This is a genomic window from Lysinibacillus sp. Bpr_S20, from assembly GCF_023337835.1.
Taxonomy (GTDB): Bacteria; Bacillota; Bacilli; order Bacillales_A; family Planococcaceae; genus Lysinibacillus.
On sequence record NZ_JALNLQ010000001.1, the window covers coordinates 436,397 to 457,868 of the forward strand.

General features: G+C 35.7%; 20 protein-coding genes. 16 read left to right on the plus strand and 4 right to left on the minus strand.

Annotation, left to right across the window (positions count from 1 at the left end; translation table 11 throughout):
• Positions 1-244 precede the first annotated feature (244 nt).
• The gene (gene brnQ / locus MWJ95_RS02130; protein WP_249103937.1) at positions 245-1,582 is read left to right on the plus strand and encodes a branched-chain amino acid transport system II carrier protein; all 1,338 of its coding nucleotides are present in this window, start codon (positions 245-247) and stop codon (positions 1,580-1,582) included.
• 162 nt (positions 1,583-1,744) lie between these two features.
• Here brnQ and MWJ95_RS02135 read toward each other — a convergent pair whose 3' ends face one another.
• Positions 1,745-2,290 carry a helix-turn-helix domain-containing protein gene (locus MWJ95_RS02135; protein ID WP_249071907.1) on the minus strand — a complete coding sequence of 182 codons (546 nt, stop codon included), beginning with the start codon at positions 2,288-2,290 and terminating at the stop codon, positions 1,745-1,747.
• A gap of 449 nt (positions 2,291-2,739) precedes the next feature.
• Between MWJ95_RS02135 and dapA the strand changes: the two genes are divergently transcribed.
• From dapA to abaF, 3 genes are read left to right on the plus strand one after another with little or no spacing between them, the layout of a single operon-like run.
• Positions 2,740-3,606, plus strand: coding sequence for a 4-hydroxy-tetrahydrodipicolinate synthase (gene dapA / locus MWJ95_RS02140; RefSeq protein WP_249103938.1), 867 nt, complete (start codon positions 2,740-2,742; stop codon positions 3,604-3,606).
• A 15-nt stretch (positions 3,607-3,621) separates the two neighbouring features.
• Positions 3,622-5,106, plus strand: a complete 1,485-nt coding sequence (locus tag MWJ95_RS02145) for an aldehyde dehydrogenase (RefSeq protein WP_249103939.1) — start codon at positions 3,622-3,624, stop codon at positions 5,104-5,106.
• 32 nt (positions 5,107-5,138) lie between these two features.
• Complete coding sequence (gene abaF / locus MWJ95_RS02150; RefSeq protein ID WP_249103941.1) at positions 5,139-6,446, plus strand: fosfomycin efflux MFS transporter AbaF; 1,308 nt, start codon at positions 5,139-5,141, stop codon at positions 6,444-6,446.
• A gap of 313 nt (positions 6,447-6,759) precedes the next feature.
• Here abaF and MWJ95_RS02155 read toward each other — a convergent pair whose 3' ends face one another.
• The gene (locus tag MWJ95_RS02155) at positions 6,760-7,518 is read right to left on the minus strand and encodes an SDR family oxidoreductase (protein WP_249103943.1); all 759 of its coding nucleotides are present in this window, start codon (positions 7,516-7,518) and stop codon (positions 6,760-6,762) included.
• A gap of 191 nt (positions 7,519-7,709) precedes the next feature.
• Here MWJ95_RS02155 and MWJ95_RS02160 point away from each other — a divergent pair, with 191 nt between their 5' ends.
• A complete protein-coding gene (locus MWJ95_RS02160; protein WP_249103945.1) occupies positions 7,710-8,279 on the plus strand; it encodes a TetR/AcrR family transcriptional regulator in 570 nt (189 codons plus the stop codon).
• Between the two features lie 227 nt (positions 8,280-8,506).
• On the plus strand, positions 8,507-9,226 hold the full coding sequence (locus tag MWJ95_RS02165; protein ID WP_249103947.1) for a metallophosphoesterase family protein: 720 nt from the start codon (positions 8,507-8,509) through the stop codon (positions 9,224-9,226).
• Between the two features lie 237 nt (positions 9,227-9,463).
• Here the strand turns inward: MWJ95_RS02165 and MWJ95_RS02170 are convergent, their stop codons facing one another.
• Positions 9,464-10,672, minus strand: a complete 1,209-nt coding sequence (locus MWJ95_RS02170; protein WP_249103949.1) for a YhgE/Pip domain-containing protein — start codon at positions 10,670-10,672, stop codon at positions 9,464-9,466.
• A 53-nt stretch (positions 10,673-10,725) separates the two neighbouring features.
• Positions 10,726-11,307: a TetR/AcrR family transcriptional regulator gene (locus MWJ95_RS02175; protein WP_249071923.1), complete on the minus strand. Its 582-nt coding sequence runs from the start codon at positions 11,305-11,307 to the stop codon at positions 10,726-10,728.
• 328 nt (positions 11,308-11,635) lie between these two features.
• Here MWJ95_RS02175 and MWJ95_RS02180 point away from each other — a divergent pair, with 328 nt between their 5' ends.
• The 10 genes from MWJ95_RS02180 to MWJ95_RS02225 all read left to right on the plus strand — a co-directional run bounded on the left by MWJ95_RS02180 (position 11,636) and on the right by MWJ95_RS02225 (position 21,425).
• Positions 11,636-11,959 (plus strand): PadR family transcriptional regulator, encoded by a 324-nt coding sequence (locus MWJ95_RS02180; RefSeq protein ID WP_249071926.1) that lies wholly within the window; start codon positions 11,636-11,638, stop codon positions 11,957-11,959.
• Positions 11,952-12,491 (plus strand): DUF2812 domain-containing protein, encoded by a 540-nt coding sequence (locus MWJ95_RS02185; RefSeq protein WP_249103951.1) that lies wholly within the window; start codon positions 11,952-11,954, stop codon positions 12,489-12,491. Before MWJ95_RS02180 ends, MWJ95_RS02185 begins: the two co-directional genes overlap by 8 nt.
• 211 nt (positions 12,492-12,702) lie before the next feature.
• Positions 12,703-13,233, plus strand: a complete 531-nt coding sequence (locus MWJ95_RS02190; protein WP_249071930.1) for a DUF2812 domain-containing protein — start codon at positions 12,703-12,705, stop codon at positions 13,231-13,233.
• Positions 13,234-13,244: 11 nt separating this feature from the next.
• On the plus strand, positions 13,245-14,150 hold the full coding sequence (locus tag MWJ95_RS02195) for an ABC transporter ATP-binding protein (protein WP_249071932.1): 906 nt from the start codon (positions 13,245-13,247) through the stop codon (positions 14,148-14,150).
• Positions 14,128-15,378: an ABC transporter permease gene (locus MWJ95_RS02200; protein ID WP_249071934.1), complete on the plus strand. Its 1,251-nt coding sequence runs from the start codon at positions 14,128-14,130 to the stop codon at positions 15,376-15,378. The genes MWJ95_RS02195 and MWJ95_RS02200 overlap by 23 nt, the downstream gene beginning before the upstream one ends.
• A gap of 324 nt (positions 15,379-15,702) precedes the next feature.
• Positions 15,703-16,875, plus strand: coding sequence for a toxic anion resistance protein (locus MWJ95_RS02205; protein ID WP_249103953.1), 1,173 nt, complete (start codon positions 15,703-15,705; stop codon positions 16,873-16,875).
• 135 nt (positions 16,876-17,010) lie between these two features.
• Positions 17,011-17,544, plus strand: a complete 534-nt coding sequence (locus tag MWJ95_RS02210) for a hypothetical protein (RefSeq protein ID WP_249103955.1) — start codon at positions 17,011-17,013, stop codon at positions 17,542-17,544.
• Positions 17,545-17,667: 123 nt separating this feature from the next.
• A complete protein-coding gene (gene rarD / locus MWJ95_RS02215; RefSeq protein WP_249071940.1) occupies positions 17,668-18,573 on the plus strand; it encodes an EamA family transporter RarD in 906 nt (301 codons plus the stop codon).
• Between the two features lie 129 nt (positions 18,574-18,702).
• Entirely contained in the window at positions 18,703-19,092 is a 390-nt protein-coding gene (locus tag MWJ95_RS02220) for a DUF302 domain-containing protein (protein ID WP_249103957.1), read from the plus strand.
• Between the two features lie 428 nt (positions 19,093-19,520).
• Complete coding sequence (locus MWJ95_RS02225; protein ID WP_249103959.1) at positions 19,521-21,425, plus strand: endonuclease MutS2; 1,905 nt, start codon at positions 19,521-19,523, stop codon at positions 21,423-21,425.
• Positions 21,426-21,472 lie beyond the last annotated feature (47 nt).

The window sequence follows — 21,472 nt, forward strand, 5'->3', positions numbered from 1 at the left end:
AGCTGTCAGCAGACAGCTCTTTTAGTTTTGTCTATTTAACCTACCCTCAAAAGAAGTTCCCACTTCAAAAACTGTCAAGTGGTGGGTAGTTCACAACTAGGAACTGTACAATTTATTTTCTAAAAAGAAAAAACAACCATTGTTTTTTAAATAAATGCTATGTTAATATAGTGGAATTATAGTGAGGAATTTCTTCGATTTAAATTATTTGCAATTGTTAAATACATCTAAGGAGTACATCAAAATGCAACAGAAAATACCTTTTTCAACATATGCAGTCATTGGTACAATGCTTTTCGGACTGTATTTTGGAGCAGGGAATCTTATTTTTCCAATTCAGCTTGGACAATTAGCAGGGACCAACTTTTGGTTTGGCCTAATTGGATTTTTAGTAACAGCTATCGGTTTACCGTTTCTAGGTATATTAGCTATTGGTTTATCAGGTAGTAACGGTTTGCGTGACTTAGCGAGCCGTGTTCACCCAATATTCGGGGTTATTTTTTCGTTAGCTCTATATTTAACGATCGGTCCTTTTTTTGCGATTCCACGTACAGCGACAGTTCCGTTTGTTGTAGGCTTTGAGCCATATATACAAGCTGAGCATACAACACTTTTACTTGCTTTATTTAGCTTCGTATTTTTTGCCATCGTTTTTTATTTCTCATTGAACCCAGCGAAAATTATGGATTATATTGGAAAATATTTAACACCAGCATTTTTGATCGTGTTATTTATTTTAATTATTATTAGTATTGTAAAACCGATGGGGCATTTCCAGCAGCCGATAGGAGATTATATTGATTCAGCATTTATGACAGGCTTTAAAGAAGGCTATAACACAATGGATGCGTTAGCTTCACTAGCTTTTGGTATTGTCGTCATTAATGCAATCAAAAGCGCAGGAATCACAGAAAGAAAAGAAATTGCTAAAGCAACGTGGAAATCTGGTATTTTTGCCATGGCATTAATGATGTTAATATACGGTTTAATAACGTATATGGGGGCATCGAGTATTGAAGCTGTTGGTACTTACGACAACGGTGGTTTAATATTTGCAGCAGTGGCAGATCATTATTTTGGATCATTCGGGGCTATTTTATTGGCAGTTATTATTGTCCTTGCTTGTTTAAAGACAAGTATTGGCTTAATCACTTCTTGTAGTGAATTTTTCCATGAAGTGTTTCCGAAAATTAGCTATAAATGGTTTGTATTGATATTGTGTGTTACGTCATTTACAATTGCCAACTTCGGATTAACGAATATTATTAAGTTTGCTATTCCTGTGTTGATGTTCATATATCCGATTGCAATTGTCTTAATTGTCCTTGCATTATGCTCATCACTATTTAAAAATAAGCAAACGGTATATGCTATTGCGATGATTTTTACCATTTTTATTAGTATCATTGATGGTTACAAAGCATTAGTCGTTAGCATCCCTACAGCAAAGTTAAGTATTTTTGATGTGATTGAGAAAGCATATTCGAATATATTACCTTTTTACGATATAGGCTTAGGCTGGATATTACCAGCACTAATTGGGGCATTGATAGGATGCTTATTTCCAGCGAGAAGAGGGTAACAGGCTTAAATACCACAATCTAGGTTGTGGTATTTTGTTTTCATGAAGTTTGTTATGATTTTTTTTAGTTACAAATGGTATACATAAAAAATACTCACAGAGTGTAATGCGCTGTGAGTATTTTTTCCTTTTATAGAAGTGTCTATTGAATTCACCAAATATTTATACTGGAATACTAGAAATGCAAAGGAACTTTACAATTGAATCCGTTTTATTTGTCCAATTATGAGGCGTGGTTGAATCTAGGAAAATACAATCATAAGGATGCAAATCATGCTCCTCTGTGTCAATGACGATTGTCAGGGTCCCTTCAAGAACATAAAGAAATTCTTGCCCTGAATGTGAATAAGAATCCTCGCGATTTGCACCTGGGTTCAGCAGTACTAGAATCGGATGAAAAAGTGGGTTTTCGATGTTTCCCGCTAAATCTCTATAAAAAAATTGATTATGCAATGTGTTTGTCTTACTAATAATATTTCTCATAACTGTCGATGATGTCTGCTCATCGGGTTCAGAAAAAAAGTAACTTGGATTAACACCAAGTGCCTCGGAAATTTTTTTCAATGATTCGAGCGTTATGGATGATTTTGATCGTTCAACCTGAGATAAAAAGCTAATTGAAAGATTCGTTTGATCAGCAATTTGTTTTAATGTTAACTTTCGCTCTTTTCGTAAACTTTTCATTTTTGCTCCAATTAAGTCATTCACTATTCTCCACCCCTGTTACTGATATGAAAATAAAAGTTAGTTAAAATCTTTTGCACAAAAAGATGTTAATAGTAGATTTACTCCTTAAATATGCCAAAACAGCTAATTACATTTATAGCTAGCTGTCACGATGCCTTGTAGTTTAATGCACCTGTCTAAATTTCAAATATAAGGAGTCACGTTGATAAGGATAACATAAAAGCACTAATTACAGAACGATTACAAAAATGGACTTGTAGAGCTATAGTAAATATCGTAATTCCGAAAATAAGAAGTGTCATTTATGTTGAAGTACCACTTTAATAGTTTAAGAGTACAGCAGTTAGAATATTCGGAAAATTATATTTACAACAAAAATTTAGTGTGTTATTATCTTGAATAATTGAAGTGTCACTTCAATATAAGTGTTTTAGATTTAAGTAATCTTTCAAAAGAAAAGGAGAATGAAAATGAATTTTCATGGCATTTTGGTTCCGTTAGTGACCCCGTTTAAAAGTGATAAGAGCTTAGATGTAGATACTTTAAAGCAATTGACTAACTCATTTATTGACAAAGGTGTTACTGGTTTAGTAGTTTGTGGCACGACAGGAGAATACTACGCTTTAAACGAAGTGGAACGTGAAATGGTTTTAAAAACAGTAGCAGAAGTTGCTAAAGGTCGTATAACTTTAATAGCAGGGATCAATGATTTATCAACTGAGGGAGCGGTTAACCGTGCCATACAAGCCAAAGATTTGGGCTATGAAGGTTTAATGTTATCACCAACACCATATAGCCTACCAGATCAATTGGGGATAATTGCTCATTATGAAACTGTGGCGGCGGCAACCGATTTACCTATTATCATGTACAACTTTCCAGCTCGTATCGGCATTGAAATTGAATACGAAACGGTGCTGCATTTATCGAGAAATCCGAATATTGTTGGTCTTAAAGAAAGTAGTGGTGACTTTAGCCGCGCACTACGTTTGTTACAAACACCATTTGAGAATTTTGAAGTGATTTGCGGTTGCGATGATCAACCTGTAGACTTTTTCTTTTGGGGTGCAAAAAGTTGGATTGCTGGAGCAGGTAATGTGTTCCCGGAAGAACAGGTAGCCATGTTCAATGCTGCACAGGGTGGTGACTGGGATAAGGCCCGAGAAATCATGAGTGATATTTACCCTGCTATTCATTCTATGGAGTCCGGTTACTATAATCAAAAAGCTAAATTAGGCTGCATGAAAGGTGAATTTAACGTTGGTACCGTACGCCTACCTCTATTTGATTTAACGGAAGACGAAAAAGCAGAGTTTTTGGCTTTTTTTAATAAATAATTTGGAGGAGAGAAAATGATCGTATCAAAAGAACAAGTCTTTACCCTTGCTAAAGAAGGGAAGCTATGGGCTGGTAACTTAATTGAAGGTTTTACGAGTGCAGCCTGCAAAATTGAAAATCGTACCCCCATTGACAACAGCAAAATTGGCTATATTGCCGATGGTGATGCAAGGGATGTAGATGCTGCTGTTAAGGTTGCCAGAAACACATTTGAAGTGGGTACTTGGAGTCAACTATCCCCGGGTGAACGCAAAAAAATAATGATTCGCTGGTCAAAATTGCTAGAAGAACACAGCGAAGAATTGGCTGCTTTGGATTGCGTGGATGCTGGTAAACCTATTACAGAATGTATAAATACCGACATACCAGCAACCATTGAAACATTTTATTGGTATGCTGAAGCGATTGATAAAGTCTTTGGTAAAGTCGCTCCTACGGGTAAAGATGCTTTAGGATTAATTATCACGGAACCCATTGGCGTAGTTGGTGCGGTATTACCTTGGAATTTTCCAGCGCAAATGTTTGCTTGGAAAGTGGCACCTGCTTTAGCCGCTGGTAATTCTGTGATTGTGAAGCCTGCTGAATTAACTTCACTTAGCGCTTTCCGTATGATTGAACTTGCTTATGAAGCAGGTGTGCCTAAAGGCGCATTAAGCATGGTGTGTGGTTTGGGAGAAAAAGTAGGTGAACCTTTGGGGCGGCATATGGATGTGGACGTTATTTCGTTCACAGGTTCAACAGAAGTGGGTAGATATTTCTTGAAGTATTCAGCAGAAAGTAACCTAAAGGAAATTATTTTAGAGTGCGGTGGCAAAAGTCCACAAGTGGTGTTTGAAGATGCTGATTTGGATGCGGCAGTTCCGCATATTTTATCAGCTGCCTTCTGGAACATGAGTGAAAACTGTAGCTGTGGTTCAAGATTAATCGTACATGAATCCATTAAAGAGGAATTATTAGAAAAATTAAAGTCCGGATTAACAAGCTGGAAAGTGGGTAATCCGATGGATGAGTCGGTTTCTATCGGCCCTATGGTTGAAGAAGCACATTTTAATAAAGTGAAATCGTTCTTGGACATTACTTTTCAAGAAGGAGGGTGCTTAGTTACTGGAGGTCAAATTCGTTGTGATTTGGGTAGTGGCTGGTATATCGAACCAACTATTTTTGATAATGTAACCGCAAACATGACTTTATTTCAAAATGAAGTATTTGGTCCGATTTTAGCGGTTAGTACGTTCGAAACGGAAGAAGAAGCCATTGCACTTGCCAATTACACCTCTTATGGTTTGGCTGCTTCTTTTTATAGCCAAAATGTACAGCGGACAATACGCGTGGCACGTGCCATTAAAGCAGGAACTGTTTCTGTGAATGGTTTTAGCGAGGGTGATATTACAACTCCATTTGGAGGCTTTAAACAATCTGGTTTTGGTGGGAAAGACAATGGATTAGAAGCTTTTGAACAATATGTGCAGACAAAAGTAATTTGGTACGTTCATTCATAATAATTTGAATCAGATTCCTTGGGGGAGTATATATGGAGAAAACAGATAATAAACAGCTAAAAAAAGTTGTTGCTGCATCGATGATTGGATCTGTGGCTGAATGGTATGAATTTTTCTTATATGGTACAGCTTCTGCTCTCGTTTTTGGAGAATTGTTCTTTCAAAAAACAGGAAACGCTATTGATGGAATTCTAGCTGCATTTGCTCTTTATGCAGTAGGCTTTCTAGCTAGACCAATTGGGGGACTTGTTTTTGGTCATTATGGTGATAAAATTGGACGAAAAAATTTATTACAAATTAGTTTAATTATTGTTGGAATTACGACTTTCTTAATGGGATGTATTCCGACATTCAATAGTATCGGTTATTGGGCTCCTATTTTACTCGTTACTTTACGTCTAATTCAAGGATTTGCTTTTGGCGGTGAATGGGGAGGAGCAGTTATTTTAGTATCTGAGCACAGCCCGGACGATCGACGTGGTTATTGGGCAAGCTGGCCACAAGCGGGTGTGCCATTGGGGAATTTAATAGCTACAATTGTGCTTCTACTTTTATCAAAAAGCTTAAGTCCCGAGCAATTTATGGACTGGGGTTGGCGGGTAGCCTTTTGGTTCTCTGCAGTTGTCGTACTAGTTGGTCTTTGGATTCGAAAAAGTGTAGATGATGCTCCTATCTTTAAAGAAGCACAAGAAAAACAAGCACAATTAGAAAAGCAACAATTAGGTGTTGTAGAAGTGATTAAATATCATAAAAAAGCGATTATTGCTGGTATTGGAGCACGTTTTGCAGAAAATATCTTATATTATATGGTTGTCACTTTTTCCATTAGTTATTTAAAACTTGTTGTCAATAAAGATACTTCACAAATATTATTATTAATGTTTGGTGCACATGCTATTCACTTTTTCTTTATACCACTAATGGGACATTTAAGTGATGTTTGGGGTCGAAAGTCAATTTATCTTACAGGAGCCGTTTTAACTGCATTTTGGGGGTTTATTGGTTTTCCTATGATGGATACAGGGAATGACTGGATCATCATGGTTGCCATAATGATTGGTTTATTCATACAATCGATGACATATTCACCATACTCAGCGTTAATGACAGAGTTATTTCCAACCCATATTAGATATACAGCTTTGTCTTTATGTTATCAAGTAGCACCAATTTTAGCAGGCTCATTGGCTCCATTAATTTCATTAAGTCTTCTAAATAAGTATAATAGCTCCATCCCAATTTCAATTTATTTGGTCATAGCAAGTATCATTTCTATTTCATGTATGATGCTAGTAAAAGAAACTAAAGGAAAATCACTAACTTTTAAGAAAGCACAGTAAATGGCTCCATTTGTTTTAATTAAAATAGCTTGATAACTGTGAAGAATGGTCTCTTGGAATTGCGGGTCTCTAAGAGGTCATTTTTTTGGTTTTTATGGATGTACTTTTCTAATCATTGAAATGGAACAGAAGGTGAGACTAATAGCCGAGATTATTCTGAGATGGGTCCTAATGCATTAATGTGAATGAATAATAATGGCTAAATACAAAATGAGTTCGATTCAACACCGAACTCATTTTAGAAATGCTACTAATGAAATAACTTTTAACTTGTCGAAATCACAATTATTTTTTTATATGAGACTAAAGAAAATTAGTAAGCCGTCCAACCACCATCAACGGCAATTACTTGTCCGTTGACAAAGCTTGCTTCATCTGAGCCAAGGAAAATAGCAAGCTGAGCGATTTCTTCAGGTTGTCCAGCTCGTGGGTTAATGGACAAACCTAGTGATTGACGAGCTGCACCTGTTTGACTCACATTTGTCATGGTAGAAGCGATGTTCGTTATAACTGCACCTGGAGCGATACCGTTACAGCGAATATTTTGATCTGCATACATAAATGCTGTGTTTTTTGTAAGACCTACAACAGCATGCTTAGAAGCAGTGTAGGCAGCCCCGGCTCGAGCACCATATAGACCGCCAGCAGAAATATTGTTCACAAAGACACCGTGTCCTTGAGCAAGGAAGATCTCTGTTGCCATACGCATTGAGCGCATTACAGCAGTCGTATTGACTGCGAACACTTTGTCCCAACGTTCATCAGAAACTTCACCAACTGGCTCCATTCCATCCATAATACCAGCATTATTCACTAAAATATCTAATTTACCGTAAGCATTTTTTGTTTCATCAAATAAACGTTGTAAATCTTCTGTTGATGCAACATTTGTTTGAACGGCGATTGCTGAGCCACCAGTTGCTTGAATGCCTTCAACAACAGCTTGTGCACCTTCTAAATTTAAATCAGAAACTACGACCTTTGCCCCTTCTTTTGCATAGCCTTCTGCAATTGCTTTACCCATACCTGACGCTGCCCCTGTTACGATGGCTACTTTACCTTCTAGTCTCATCTTAAAGACCTCCTATTATTTATGTTGTTTCAATAGAGTTTGGCCTAGCGATTATATATTATGTTAGATATTGAACATGTGTTCATTAAAATAATATAATGACATTGTAAGCGATTTCAATAAGCAAAATACTAAGAACTGTTCAGTAATCAACACAAATAAAAAATCTGTATAGTAAGGGGATAAAAAATTTGAACGCTAACGATTTAAGGGTTGTTAAAACGAAGCAATCCTTACATAATGCTTTACTCACTTTATTGAGCAAGAAGCCTTTAGAAAACATTACAATCGCAGAAATTTGTCGGATGGCCAAAGTGAATAGAGGTACCTTCTATTTGCACTATGAGCAAAAAGAAGGGTTATTTGAGGAATACTTTCAGGAAATTATGGAGGATTTGAATAATTCATATGAGGAACCCTATCGTGCAGTAACAACATTAAATAAAAATCAAATCGATCCAAATACAATTCGTATTTTTCATCATATTGAGCGCTTTAAAATGTTCTATCGCATTGTTTTTTCAAAAAATGTGCCGCTCACTTACTATTATATGTTATTTGATGGGATTTTTGCCCTGCTGAAAAGGGATATTACAATTCATAATGAAATACATGATGACATATCCATTGAGTACTATAGTGCGTATCAAGCCAATGCAATCATTGGCCTAATCATTCAATGGTATCGCCAAGATTTTGTGGACAGCGTTAGTACATTGAATAAACAACTTGCGGCTATTTTGCGGATTGGTGAAAAGTAATAAGCAACGGAATAGAAGCGTGGAACAAAATAGTCTTTGTTCAGTCGTGCCGATTAAACAAAGTTGCATTGTTTGTCCCTTTAGATATGCTTTGTCTAAGAGGTTTCTTTACTCTTTCATTATGTTAAAGATTATCGGTCCATTTAGTTTTTAAAGGATTAAATGGCGGTTTGTCGAATAACATGAAGACACTACAAAAAAAGATGGAAATATAAGGAGGTATCTTTGTGACGAAAATTGCAATTATTTCAGATATCCACGGAAATAAAACTGCATTAGAAGCAGTTTTAAAAGACATTCGATTAAGAAAGATTGAAAGAATCTTTTGTTTGGGTGATTTAATCGGCAAAGGTCCCCGAGGATCTGAATGTCTAGAACTCATCCAAAAGAACTGCGAACAAGTAGTTCGAGGTAACTGGGACGTATTCATTCAATCACCTTCTGATGATGATTTTTTACAGTGGTTCAAAGCTAGACTTACAGAAAAAGATTATCAGTATCTAGCTTCGTTACCATTTAGTATTGATCTTGAATTAAATGGACAATTGATAAGGTTTTTCCATGCTTCTCCAAGAAGTGAATTTGAACGTATCTCAGTTAGTCATCCAATTGAAAAGCGTTTATCAATGTTTGAGAATAGTGAAGAAACCAATTCTATTAGTGACAATAGACTTCCTGATATTGTATTCTACGGCGATTTACATACGACTTTTTTACATACATATAAAAAGGGTATTCTGTGTAACGTCGGGAGTGTCGGAAACTCACTTGACTTAACTTCAGCTTCATATGCAATCTTAGATGGAACACATTCAAACAATGCCATTCAATTTATTAGAGTAGATTACGACAGGCATGCCGAGCTTATGATTGCAGAAGAGTTAGGTTTGCCGCAATTTGATAAATATTATGATGAAATTATGTTAGCAAATTATCGAAATGCTTAGAGCGGTTTTTAATCGGGAGCGATTGTAGAGTAGCTCTGGCAGAAAATGATCAAACTTTTTGTAAACTGAAACTTAAATTCTAAAGAAAAGAATCCATTTTGATTGCTCATTTCTCCAAAATGGATTCTTTTTATTTAAAGTAACAAGTGGTTTATTGCAAAAACATACCCTCACATTTTTGTCATTTTAACCTACTAGCGATGTACTAACTCATCAGTAGTACATTTTTTTACAATATTATTGAACTATAGCGGGGACTATTTCCTCGCTTTCGCTTTGTACTTTTGATTTTTTAAAAGCTACAACGATAGCAGAAATGCCCAATGTTACAACTATGATCATTGCTAATGAACCACAATTACTCATTAAACGATCAGTGTCTCCTCCAAAAATAATCGTATAATAACCATCTGCTCCGTAACTAGCTGGAAGAAGTGACCCTAGTTTATTGTAAAAATTAGATAGCATCGCTTGTGGAACAAGTGCACCTGATGTAACAAGCTGCATAGAAAGTGCACAAATATTAAAAATCATACCTAAGTTACCAAAGATGATAATAAAGGCTTGCGCTAGGCAAAGGAAAGCCCAGAATAATAGCGCCTGGAAAAGATATACTGTTAAAAAGTTTGCTGTGCTTGAAATATTAAATAGATGCATTAAGCCAATCGTTAAGAGCGGAAGGGCGAAGGCAACACCAATATTAATAAGCTGTCTTGCTAAGAACAATTGCCATTTCGAAACGGTGTCTTGCACAAGTTGTGCAGCCTGTTGATGCTGCATAATCATTACCATTGCACCAACGAACGAAGAAATTATAACCATCAAAGGCACAAAATTTGCAGCAAATTCTTCAACATTATTCGTTTTCATAATCGTAGAATTTATCGCGTGATCCTTAACACTCATAATTGTTGTAGCGACGGCTTTGTTAATTTGTTGTGCTGTATTTTGTTCCATTGGAAGCTGTGAAAACTTTTGAGAAAATGCTTCAATGATTTTACCCTGCTGTAAAGGATAAATATTATGATTAATTTCCTCAGTTAGTTGTTTGGCTACTCCGTCCATCATGTTTTTTGCGATGCTGGCATTCGCTTGATTAATAGAGTAAATAATTTCAGCCTCTTTACCTGCTTGTAGTTGACTCGTAAAGTTGCTTGGAATATGGATAATCATTTGGATATCACGTTGATTTAGCTCTTGTTCAGCTTTGTCTAGAGAGGTGTAATTTTTTATTGTAAATGGTAGTTTTCCTTTTATTTCATTTACTACTTGCTTCCCCATCTCAGTATCTTCACTAATTAATCCAATGTTTAAATTATCTGTTCTGTCATTGACACCATCATACGCAGTCATCCATACGGAAAAGAAAATTACTTGAAATGCAATTGTGATGGCGATGCCAATATATGTTTCGCGAATTTTAAATAAAGCTTGTAAACCTTTCATAAAAGACCTCCTATAAAGTAAGTACTTACTTGCATGGTGTGGAAAAATTTTTTCTAGGGAGCCAATCCCCTAGAAAAAATGGAAATGCTTGTTTTTAATAATTCTTCAGTAGACATATTTGAAACAATTGTTCCTAAGCGTGCACGTGACATGAAATGACCAAAATTAACAGCGATAAGTGATAATGCAGCTGCTTCAAAATCAACTTCTCTAATTTTTCCTCTTTCATGCATTTCCCTAAAATAATGAATTAGTTCATTTTTAATGTGAAGGGGGATATTAGCAATCTCTTCATTAATTTCAGGAAACTGCATCGCTTCCTTAAAGCCAATCATGACAAAATCTTTAATAGACATTAAAAAGTTAAAATGCTTGACTGAGAAATTTAGTAAATCCGATTCCAAATCCCATGTAACATTTTTATTGATCTCTTGCTGCAAAAGAGGAAAATAGGAAAATTGCTCAATAATGGCTTTCAAAATGCCACGCTTGTTCCCGAAATGGCGAAAAATTGTTACTTCATTGACTCCTGCTAAATCAGCAATTGCTTTAGTTGTTGCCGCAGTATAGCCCTTCTCGCTGACGAGTTGTAAAGCTGCATCAATGATTTTTTCTGCGGTGCTTTTTGTAGACAATAGAGTTCTTCCTTTCATGCAAGTAATTACTTACATGCTAGCATAGAGCAATTTCGAATGCAATAAAAATATTACCAGACAGTGGCAATCAGATAACGTTTGGGGACTAGAAGAACTGCTCGGGTAGCAATTGGAATCGCTCAGGTAAGACTCAAAACTGCTATGGTCGACATGAAAATCACTCAAGGTGAATAAAAACAACCAAATAGTGCTAACTCTTATAACTTTTTATGGAAAAAATAGCATTGACAACTATATCGTCAGCTGATATATTTTAAATGTATCAGCTGACGATATATTGATAGACGATACAAAAAGGGGGATATGTATGACGCAAGAGCATCCGCCATTAACAGAAGGCGTTTATTATATTTTATTAGCTTTATTTGATGCAAGGCATGGTTACGGCATCATGCAATTAGTAGAGGAAATGAGTAATGGTCGGGTTCGGCTAGGAGCGGGGACGATTTATGGAGCAATTAAAACATTACTCGAGCGAGGTTGGATTGAGGCGCTAGATGGAGATGGGCGAAAAAAGGAATACATTATTACTGAAAGTGGAAAGAAAGTTATTGGATACGAAATTTTGAGATTAAGGGAACTTTTTGACAATGGCATCCGTATAACAAAGGAGGATGGAACAAATGGATAAATATCGATTAGTCGTCAACCCATATGATATTGAGAAATGGGTCAATAATATGGCAAGCCAAGGTTGGCATTTAAAAAAATTCACTTGGATACGTTTTACGTTCGAACGTGGGGAGCCAGGTAGCTATATTTATCGGCATGATGAATTGGAGCGATTTGGTGGTGCCTCATATGAAGACGAATACTTAGAATTTCTAAAGTCCTCAGGAATTGAACAGGTAGATCGTTCTGGAAATTTTGTGTTTTTTAGAAAGCCGGCAAATGATGGACCTTTTGAACTTTACTCTGATAAGAAAAATAAAATTAGGAAGCTGTCTCAAAAAATTTCCCTACTACTATCACTCATCCTTCTAAATTTGATTATAGGTGTAATTGGTCTGAGTGGGATTCTTTCGGTACAGGCAATAGACTGGATTAAATTATCAATGAATATCACAAATATTCTTGTGGTCGTGTTATTTTCTATACCATTAATAAAACTTATGCGTGTGCGCAATAATTTGAAGAAGGATTTGAATCTTTTTACAGATTAGTTTTGGAGATAGATAAAAAACTGGTTGCTTATTTGCCAAGTTTGATAAAAGATTTCATAAGTATGGGATGAATATTTGCTTCGAAATTATTTCCCGGGAAATCAGAAAAATCAAATAATTCAACGGAGAAATTGCTACATTACTATGAAGGCTCATATTTAACCAGGAGTTCACATCAATTTTATAAGATGTAGATGGGAGGTGGAACTTTATGGAGAAAAGAGTATATCGTTGTTTTCTTGATTATGAGAAGGAAGAAGCATGGGTTAATGATATGGCGGAACAAGGTTGGTATCTAAAGCGTACAATGGTTGGATACTTTATTTTTGAAAAAGGGGAACCTGGTCAATATATTTATCGCAATGAACTAGTCAAAGGTAAAAAGCAGGACTACTATGATTTTTTAGAGACGATGAATATTGAGTTTGTTTCAAAATTTGGCGTATGGGCTTATTACCGCAAAAAGAAATCAGAAGGCCCATTTGAATTATTTTCAGATAATCCTTCGAAAATAAAATATTTAACATCAATAAGCCGCCTTTTTATAGCCGCAATATTGTTAAATCTTTTATTTGGGTTTATCAATCTTTATATGGGGCTTGGAGAATCAACAGAAAGATTCTTAAACATAGGAGTATCAATCTTAAATTTTGTAGTCGTAATAATTGTGTGTATGCAAATTTTGAAGGTTGCAAGGCGTAAAAAAGGACTACAACGGGAATTACATATATTTGAAGCGTAGGAGGGCAAAAGATGACATTACAATTAGAGAGTGTTACGAAGAAATACAAAGATTTCACAGCGGTCGACAACTTAAATTTCACCATTGAAAAAGGGGAGATTTTTGGGCTGATTGGGCAAAACGGAGCTGGTAAAACAACAACGTTCCGTATGATTTTAGATTTACAAGAGACAACGGCTGGCACGATTACATGGGATGGCAAACCCGTTAATGCCATCAACCGTGATGTTCTTGGCTATTTACCAGAAGAACGAGGCATTTTTCCGACGATGAAGGTAGAGGATCAGCTTTACTTCTTTGGCGAGTTACGTGGCATGAAGAAGTCGCAGTTAAAGAAGGAGATTGACTATTGGATTAGCCGATTTGAGCTTGAAGATAGACGGAAAGATAAGGCTGAAACGTTGTCAAAAGGGAATCAGCAAAAAGTTCAACTGATTGCTAGCTTTATTCATAAACCGCAGTTTTTAATACTAGACGAACCATTCAGTGGACTTGATCCTGTAAATAAGGATTTACTGAAAGATGCAATATTACATTTAAAAGAACAGGGCACAACGATTTTGTTCTCAAGTCACCAAATGGATAATGTAGAGGAGTTATGCGATCATCTTTGTCTATTAAAACGAGGAGTTTCACTATTTTCAGGTAGTCTACTAGATTTAAAGAAACAATACGGAAAAACAAGATTGGCAGTACGTTCTGAGTGGTCGACAACTCAATTGTTGGCACTTGAAGGAGTTAAAGATGTTCGGGTGGAGAAAGAGCAAACCGTGCTCACTCTGGAGGATGAAAGCTATGCACAAAGCATTTTCGAGAAGCTGTCCAATGGTAAATATATAGAAAAATTCAGCTTAGATTATTTATCGTTAGATGAAATCTTTAAAGATAAGGTAGGTGGCAACGTTGTCGAAGTTTAATTTATTAATGAAGCAGCTTTATAAATCAAAAATCAAATCAAAATCCTTTGTTGTAATGACAGTCATTTATATACTTGGGATGTCCGTTGCAGTTTTCTGGTCAGATATTAAAGAGCTTTTTACAGGTGATGATCATGCGCAACAAATTGCAATTGTCAACGAAACAACAGCTGATTTAAGCGGTCTCTTTGTATCGAATGGTGATATGGAATTTATACAAAATGAATCGAATATATCAGAGCTAGAGAAAAAGGTCAAAGACGAAAAATTAGATGCGATTGTTAAAATAACAGATGAAAAGGGTCAGCTACATGCTGAAATTGCCACTTTCACTCCGTTGAAATTAAATGATCAAGGTGCGATCAATTCGATCCTGCAACTTGCAGGCCAAAACTATGCTGTACAACAGTTATCATTAACGCCTGACCAAGCAGCTCAAATTATGGATGCGAAAACGATTATCACGGATAAAAACTTAAATACAGAATCTTCTGGTGGTAAAAGCGCAGAGGAAAAACAATCAGGACTATTTGTCTCTTATGCAGTGGGTATTTTAATTTATTTCTTTATTTCTACATTCCTATCTATGATTACAACAGAAATTGCTACTGAAAAAGGTTCTCGTGCAATGGAAATGCTACTAGTAAGTGTTAAACCAGCTACCCATTTTAAAGCAAAAATTGCTGGTGTACTATTACTGGCATTAACACAGATGGGTATTATTACAGTAGTCTTCCTAATCTATGCGAAATTTGTGAAGAATGGTTTCATTTGGGATATAGCAGCAAGCGTTGTTAAAGAATTATCAATAGGTTACGTGATATATGCCATTCTATTCCTACTGTTAACAATTATTCTTTATTTAATTGTCGGAGCATTATTCGGTTCTTTAGTGTCTAAAGTGGAAGAAGCGGGTCAAGTATTAATGCCAGCCATGATGATTACATTAATAGGTTTCTATGTTATGATTTCAGGAATGGGTAACCCAGATACAATGATTATTAAGGTATTCTCTTATATTCCATTTACCTCTGGAATGATCATGCCGATGCGTATTGGGGCTACTGATATAGGCGTAACGGTACCACTTTTATCGTTAGGCGTTTTAATCGCTACAATTATTGTGGCATATCTATTCAGCATATCATTCTATAAACGCAGCGTTTTAACTTATAGTTCTGGTGGCGTTATTCAAAAAATTAAGACAGTACTAAAAGTGACAACATGATAGAGGAAAAGCAGCTACATTGAGTAGCTGCTTTTTTGGTTGTGATATACCAATTATAGAAAAGGGTGTAAAGTATTTCGTGGATTCAGTCGAATTTCCTAATGAAACAAGCTATAATTTAACATAGAGAGTGAAGTTTGGCTCGTCAAGCAAGGATTGAGACTTGATTAAAGAAATCACCGATCAACGTCATGCCAGGTTGGAGAATCACGTAGGTTTTCTTATAATTAGTGACTCTTCTTTTGCAAGGCTTGACTAAAATGAAACTTTTTCAGCTTGGAATCGTATGTAATAAAAGAGATAAATCGCAGGGGGTAAAACTTTATGTCTGAATTTGATAACGACCTATTAAAATCAAAGGATCCATTCGCATCAGAAAATCCATTACTACAGCCTAATCCATTATTACAGGAGCAAGAGCAAAAGCAAAAACCAGTACTTGTTTCAGAGCAAGAGCTATCACAAATTGCTCAAAATCAACTTGCATTAAAGCAAGATCCTGAGGTCCATGCGTTAGCACAAAAAATTGATGTAAAAGATCAAATTGCCATGCTGGAGCTTGGAAAAGAAACAGCGAATGGTATTTCTACTTTTTCAGATAAAATGCTAGCAACAATGAAAACAAGTAAGCTTGAGGAATCAAGTGTATTATTAAATAATTTAAATAGAATTATGGATAAATTTGATCCTCAAGATTTCGCAGAGGACAAAAAAGGTGGCTTTCTTACTAAGCTGTTCAGTAAAGGGAAGGAACAATTAGAAAAGTTTCTATCCAAATATGACAGCATGAATAAGGAAGTAGATGTCATTTTCCGTGAGGTACAAAAGTACGAAGGTGAAATGAAACGTAATACAGTTGATCTTGAAAACTTATATGATCAAAACTTAAACTACTTCCAAACTTTAAGTAAGTTTATTGCAGCAATTGAAGTAAAAACAGATGAAGTTCGTTCATCATTACCGGAACTTGAACAAAAAGCACAAACGGGTGATCAGTTAGCGGCAATGGAATACGAAACGATGCTACGTGCCGTTGATTTACTAGAACAACGTCGTTATGACTTAGAGATGGCGCAGCAAGTTTCATTCCAGTCAGCCCCACAAATTCGATTAATGCAGCAAGGTAATAACCATTTAATTGCTAAAATTAATTCTGCTTTTGTGACGACCATTCCTATATTCAAACAAGGTCTTATTCACGCGGTAACATTAAAGCGCCAAAAGCTAATTTCTGATTCAATGGTTGAATTAGATCGTCGTACGAATGAAATGCTTGTACGAAATGCAGAGAATATTAGCAAAAATAGTGTTAATATTGCGCGTGCGGCTGGTAGCCCAAGCATTAAAATCGAAACAATTGAAACGACATGGCAAACGATTATGTCTGGTATTCAAGAAACGAAGCAAATTCAAGCAGAAACTGCTAAAAATCGTGAGGAAGGCCGAAAACGTATTGAACGTCTTCAGCTTGAATACGAGAAACTGAAAAAAATGTAATCGTAAAGCTTCTTGCATCTGTTTTCGCAAGAAGCTTTTTTTTATTGACAAAAAAGAAATTCAGATGATAATTAAAAATGTTGAACAAAGTATGCCATTACACAAATTAATTAGTGATGGAGTGAAGGTAAGTCGATGAACAAAATAAATCAAACTACATTATCGTGTGAAACGTTAAAAGATGGAACACTTGCTATTGATATGACTGAAATACTTATGCTGTTACCGCAAAGTCGCTATCAAGAATTGACACATATAGAAGGGTTATATAATGCTTTACATAAAAATTTAGATGAAAAGCATCATGTTTTGGAGCAGGAGCGAAAAAATGTAAAGAAACAAAATGAACAGCTTGTAGATGAAATGCAAAAAATGAAGCTGCAAAATGCGGTCTTGCTAAAAAAGTTAACAGAATATAATTGTGTAATAGGAGAGCTGAAGGAGCTTCGCCAACAAAATACAGAGTTATTAATTGAATTAAGTAAACATACTACTTTGTCGAAGGATTCTCTGTCAATTCCACTAAAATCGATGATTCGTGATATGCGAGAGCAAGGTGTTGGTATTAAAGAAATTCACATTCGTATTAAACGTCAAATTAATCCTGACATCAGTTATAGCATGGTACGTAACTATATTTCTGAACTTGAATCTGAAAATAGAGTTTAATGTCAATTTAATGAAATTTAGCATTTACAGTTTTCGAACAAAGTCCTATAATTAGTCTATTCTTTAAATGGTAATATTGCGCAAGGTCGTATAGATTCATATGGAGTAGGAGAGTTAGAGGCAATGTCAAATGAGAAAAAAGGGGTCTTGGCGGCTTTTTTAGCCTATGCTTTGTGGGGTGCATTTCCGCTTTATTGGAAATTACTTGAGCATGTGCCAAGTATGGAAATTTTACTATCGCGCGTCATTTGGTCCTTTGTCTTTACAGTACTAGCGGTTATAGTATTTGGAATGCGCAAAGAACTTCTGGCAGACTTAAAATATTTGTGGTCACATCAAAAGCATTTTTGGCAACTTGTTGGGGCTTCATTTGTTATTTCAATGAACTGGTTTTTATATATTTGGGCAGTTACTCATAACCACTTAATAGAAACGAGCTTAGGCTATTATATTAATCCTTTATTGTCAGTGATTTTTGGGGTTGTGTTCTTTAAAGAAGCACTTAGTCGCGCGCAATGGGCGGCTACCGGAATTGCCTTTATTGCTGTCATTATTTTAACGATTAATTATGGTTCAATTCCATGGGTAGCACTGCTTATTGCTTTATCCTTCGCCATTTACGGTGTTCTGAAAAAGAAAATTAAGCTTGACGCGACAAGAGGTCTAGTCATTGAAACGTTATTTATTCTACCGTTTGCATTAGGCTATTATGTTTACCTTTTTATGACGAATCAAGCCTCGTTTTTACATGTTGATGTGAAGACGGACACCCTCATGATTGTAAGTGGGATCGTGACAGCAGTACCGTTAATTTTATTTGCGAAAGGTGCGCAAAATATTCCGCTTTATTTATTAGGCTTTATTCAATACGTATCGCCAACGATTGTGTTAGTTTTAGGGATCGTGCTTTATAAGGAACCATTTAGTGAAATAGAGCTATTGGCATTTAGCATTATTTGGGCAGCCTTACTACTGTTTTCAGGCTCGAAAATCATTGAAACGAGAAGGGCTCAACATAAATCTGCCTAAAAAAGGGACTTGTAGGAATTTTCTACAGGTCCTTTTCGTATAATCCATAAAAATTAGGCAATTCTATTTTTAACTCACATGTAAAATGTCACAAATGAATTTCGTTTACAATGAAAGAGGAGAAACTATATGGATTTTCACTATACAGTCAAAACAACTAAAACGATTGAAGAAACAATCTCAGCTATAGCAATACATTTAAAAGAACATAAATTTGGCGTTTTGTGGGAGCTCAACTTGACTGAAACGTTGCATAAAAAGGGCGTAGATAGTTTTAAAATGCCTTATAGAATTCTCGAGGTCTGTAATCCAGTAGAAGCTGCGAAGGTACTTGGTCATAATGCATTAGTCGGATACTTTCTACCGTGTAAGATAACGGTTTATGAAGATGCTGGGGAAACGAAAATAGGACTTCTAAAACCAACTGCTATGATAGGTTTGTTAAATGACCCCGAATTAAAATTAATTGCTGAAAAAATTGAAAAGGTTTTAATTGATGTATTAGAGAAAAGCAAATGATGAATAGTAAGCAACTTTACTTTTCTGCCAGCATATAGTAATATTATGACAATCAATTAGATAGCAATGATGAAAATTATAAAGTAATGAGAGGTGCTTTTGATGAGTGCGGTAGGTTCTAAATAGGAACAACTTAATGAAATAAATTGAATGACGACGGGGGATTTACGTCATAAAGTGACCCCTTATTTAGTCGTGGATTTATTTCAATACCTATGAAGATACCTACAATACTTTATAAAGCGTGTAATGCTCTGAATGTACTTCATTTTGATGAGGTTTTTTTCGTGATGTTTTTACACTTGCCTTGTAATGTAAAAGCTGTGGGTTCTCCCGCAGCTTTTTTAATTGAATAGAACATCGTTGATATCTAATGAGTAGGTATCTTCATGAATGATTATGGAAAATCATCGTGAGGAGAATTTAAAATGAATCATACTACTTTTGAGAAATTACAATACAATGAATTGAAAGATATCGTTAAATCCTATTGTGTTAGTGGATTAGGTAAACAGTTATTAGATAAATTAACGCCGAGCTCAAATTTGACCGTTGTTAAAAATCGCTTAAATGAAACGACAGAGGCACGAACAATTTTAGATGCTGAAGGGCATGTCCCGTTTTTAGGGGTATCCAATATTGACAATACTATTAAAAAACTTGAAAAGGGCATTATTTTAGACCCTAGTGAATTAGTGAGCATCTCTGACTTTTTAAGAGGCTGTAGAAAAATTAAAAAATTTATGCTGGAAAAGGAATTTTTTGCACCAGTACTTGCATCTTATGCTAATTCGATGTCTGAATTTAAACGTGTAGAAGAGGAAATAAACTTTGCTATAAAAGCAAATCGTGTGGATTCAGCTGCTAGTAGGGAGTTAAAGCGTATCCGCAATCATATGGAAACAACAGAGGAAAAAATTAAAGAGCGCTTAGCAAAATTTTTAAATAATAGTGCCAATAAAACATATATTCAGGAATTCTTTATTAGTAAAAAGGATGATCGCTACACAATTCCTATTAAGGCTTCCTATAAAAATCATGTGCAAGGGACGGTAGTAGAGATTTCATCTAAAGGTGCAACGGTCTTTATGGAACCAAGTACGGTCGCTAAATTTAACGTGGAATTGGCCACTTTGCAGGCAGAGGAAGCGATGGAGGAATATCAGATTTTGGCGACATTATCGGGGCTCCTAATGGAACATATCCGTGAAATCAACATCAACATGGAGTTAATTAGCCAATATGATATGGTGTTTGCTAAAGCCAAGTTCAGCAAGCATATTGGCGGCGTAGAACCAAGTTTAAATGATGTTGGCTATGTGAAGCTCATCAATTGTAAACACCCACTGTTAACAGGTGAGGCGGTGCCGCTTCATTTTGAAATCGGTAAAGACTATCGCAGCTTAATTATTACAGGACCAAATGCCGGTGGTAAAACCGTCGTCCTAAAAACAATTGGCTTGTTAACATTAGCAACAATGTCAGGCTTCCATATTGTTGCAGATAAAGGTACTGAAATAGCTATATTTGATCATATTTTTGTAGACATCGGTGATAATCAAAGTATTGAAAATGCACTTAGTACGTTTTCATCCCATATGAAAAATCTTTCAGACATTATGAGGGCATCCAATAATAATACGCTTTTGTTATTTGATGAAATAGGAAGTGGCACGGAACCAAATGAAGGAGCGGCACTGGCCATTTCTATTTTAGAGGAGTTTTATCATATGGGCTGTATGACAGTGGCGACAACTCACTATGGGGAAATTAAGCGTTTCTCTGAAATGCACAGTGATTTTATGAATGCGGCGATGCGTTTTAATAGTGAAACATTAGAGCCGTTATATAAATTAGTGATCGGAACATCTGGAGAAAGTAATGCATTATGGATTTCTAAGAAAATGAATATACGTGAAACCGTATTACAAAGAGCGAAAGGCTATATTGACAACAAGGATTATCGTTTAGAACGAGTAAATGACAGTAAAATTAGGAAGGTTAAGATTGAGCAAGAGAGAACCAAAGTTAAGTATGAATATAAAAAGGGCGATCGTGTGAAGCTGTTAGATCATGATGACGTTGGAATTGTTTATCAAGAAATGGATAATTTCTATAATATTGACGTGTTTTGTGAGGGAGAATTCATAAAGGTAAATGTTAAACGATTGGCATTAGAGCTACTGGCAACAGAATTATACCCAGAAGGATATGATTTAGAAACATTGTTTGTGGACTATAAAGATCGGAAACTGCAGCATGATATAGAGCGCGGTTCGAAAAAAGCTCTTCGCAAGATTCAGAAGGAAATGAAGAGAGATAAATCAAGCTAAAATCCTAAAAGGGATTGCACATAAATGTTAATGTGCAATCCCTTTGA

Excerpts from the sequence above, each read along its gene's own strand:
- brnQ (WP_249103937.1), top strand. The coding sequence starts at position 245 with ATGCAACAGAAAATACCTTTTTCAACATATGCAGTCATTGGTACAATG.
- dapA (WP_249103938.1), top strand. The coding sequence starts at position 2,740 with ATGAATTTTCATGGCATTTTGGTTCCGTTAGTGACCCCGTTTAAAAGT.
- MWJ95_RS02145 (WP_249103939.1), top strand. The coding sequence starts at position 3,622 with ATGATCGTATCAAAAGAACAAGTCTTTACCCTTGCTAAAGAAGGGAAG.
- abaF (WP_249103941.1), top strand. The coding sequence starts at position 5,139 with ATGGAGAAAACAGATAATAAACAGCTAAAAAAAGTTGTTGCTGCATCG.
- MWJ95_RS02155 (WP_249103943.1), bottom strand. The coding sequence starts at position 7,518 with ATGAGACTAGAAGGTAAAGTAGCCATCGTAACAGGGGCAGCGTCAGGT.
- MWJ95_RS02170 (WP_249103949.1), bottom strand. The coding sequence starts at position 10,672 with ATGAAAGGTTTACAAGCTTTATTTAAAATTCGCGAAACATATATTGGC.
- MWJ95_RS02180 (WP_249071926.1), top strand. The coding sequence starts at position 11,636 with ATGACGCAAGAGCATCCGCCATTAACAGAAGGCGTTTATTATATTTTA.
- MWJ95_RS02185 (WP_249103951.1), top strand. The coding sequence starts at position 11,952 with ATGGATAAATATCGATTAGTCGTCAACCCATATGATATTGAGAAATGG.
- MWJ95_RS02190 (WP_249071930.1), top strand. The coding sequence starts at position 12,703 with ATGGAGAAAAGAGTATATCGTTGTTTTCTTGATTATGAGAAGGAAGAA.
- MWJ95_RS02195 (WP_249071932.1), top strand. The coding sequence starts at position 13,245 with ATGACATTACAATTAGAGAGTGTTACGAAGAAATACAAAGATTTCACA.
- MWJ95_RS02205 (WP_249103953.1), top strand. The coding sequence starts at position 15,703 with ATGTCTGAATTTGATAACGACCTATTAAAATCAAAGGATCCATTCGCA.
- MWJ95_RS02210 (WP_249103955.1), top strand. The coding sequence starts at position 17,011 with ATGAACAAAATAAATCAAACTACATTATCGTGTGAAACGTTAAAAGAT.
- rarD (WP_249071940.1), top strand. The coding sequence starts at position 17,668 with ATGTCAAATGAGAAAAAAGGGGTCTTGGCGGCTTTTTTAGCCTATGCT.
- MWJ95_RS02220 (WP_249103957.1), top strand. The coding sequence starts at position 18,703 with ATGGATTTTCACTATACAGTCAAAACAACTAAAACGATTGAAGAAACA.
- MWJ95_RS02225 (WP_249103959.1), top strand. The coding sequence starts at position 19,521 with ATGAATCATACTACTTTTGAGAAATTACAATACAATGAATTGAAAGAT.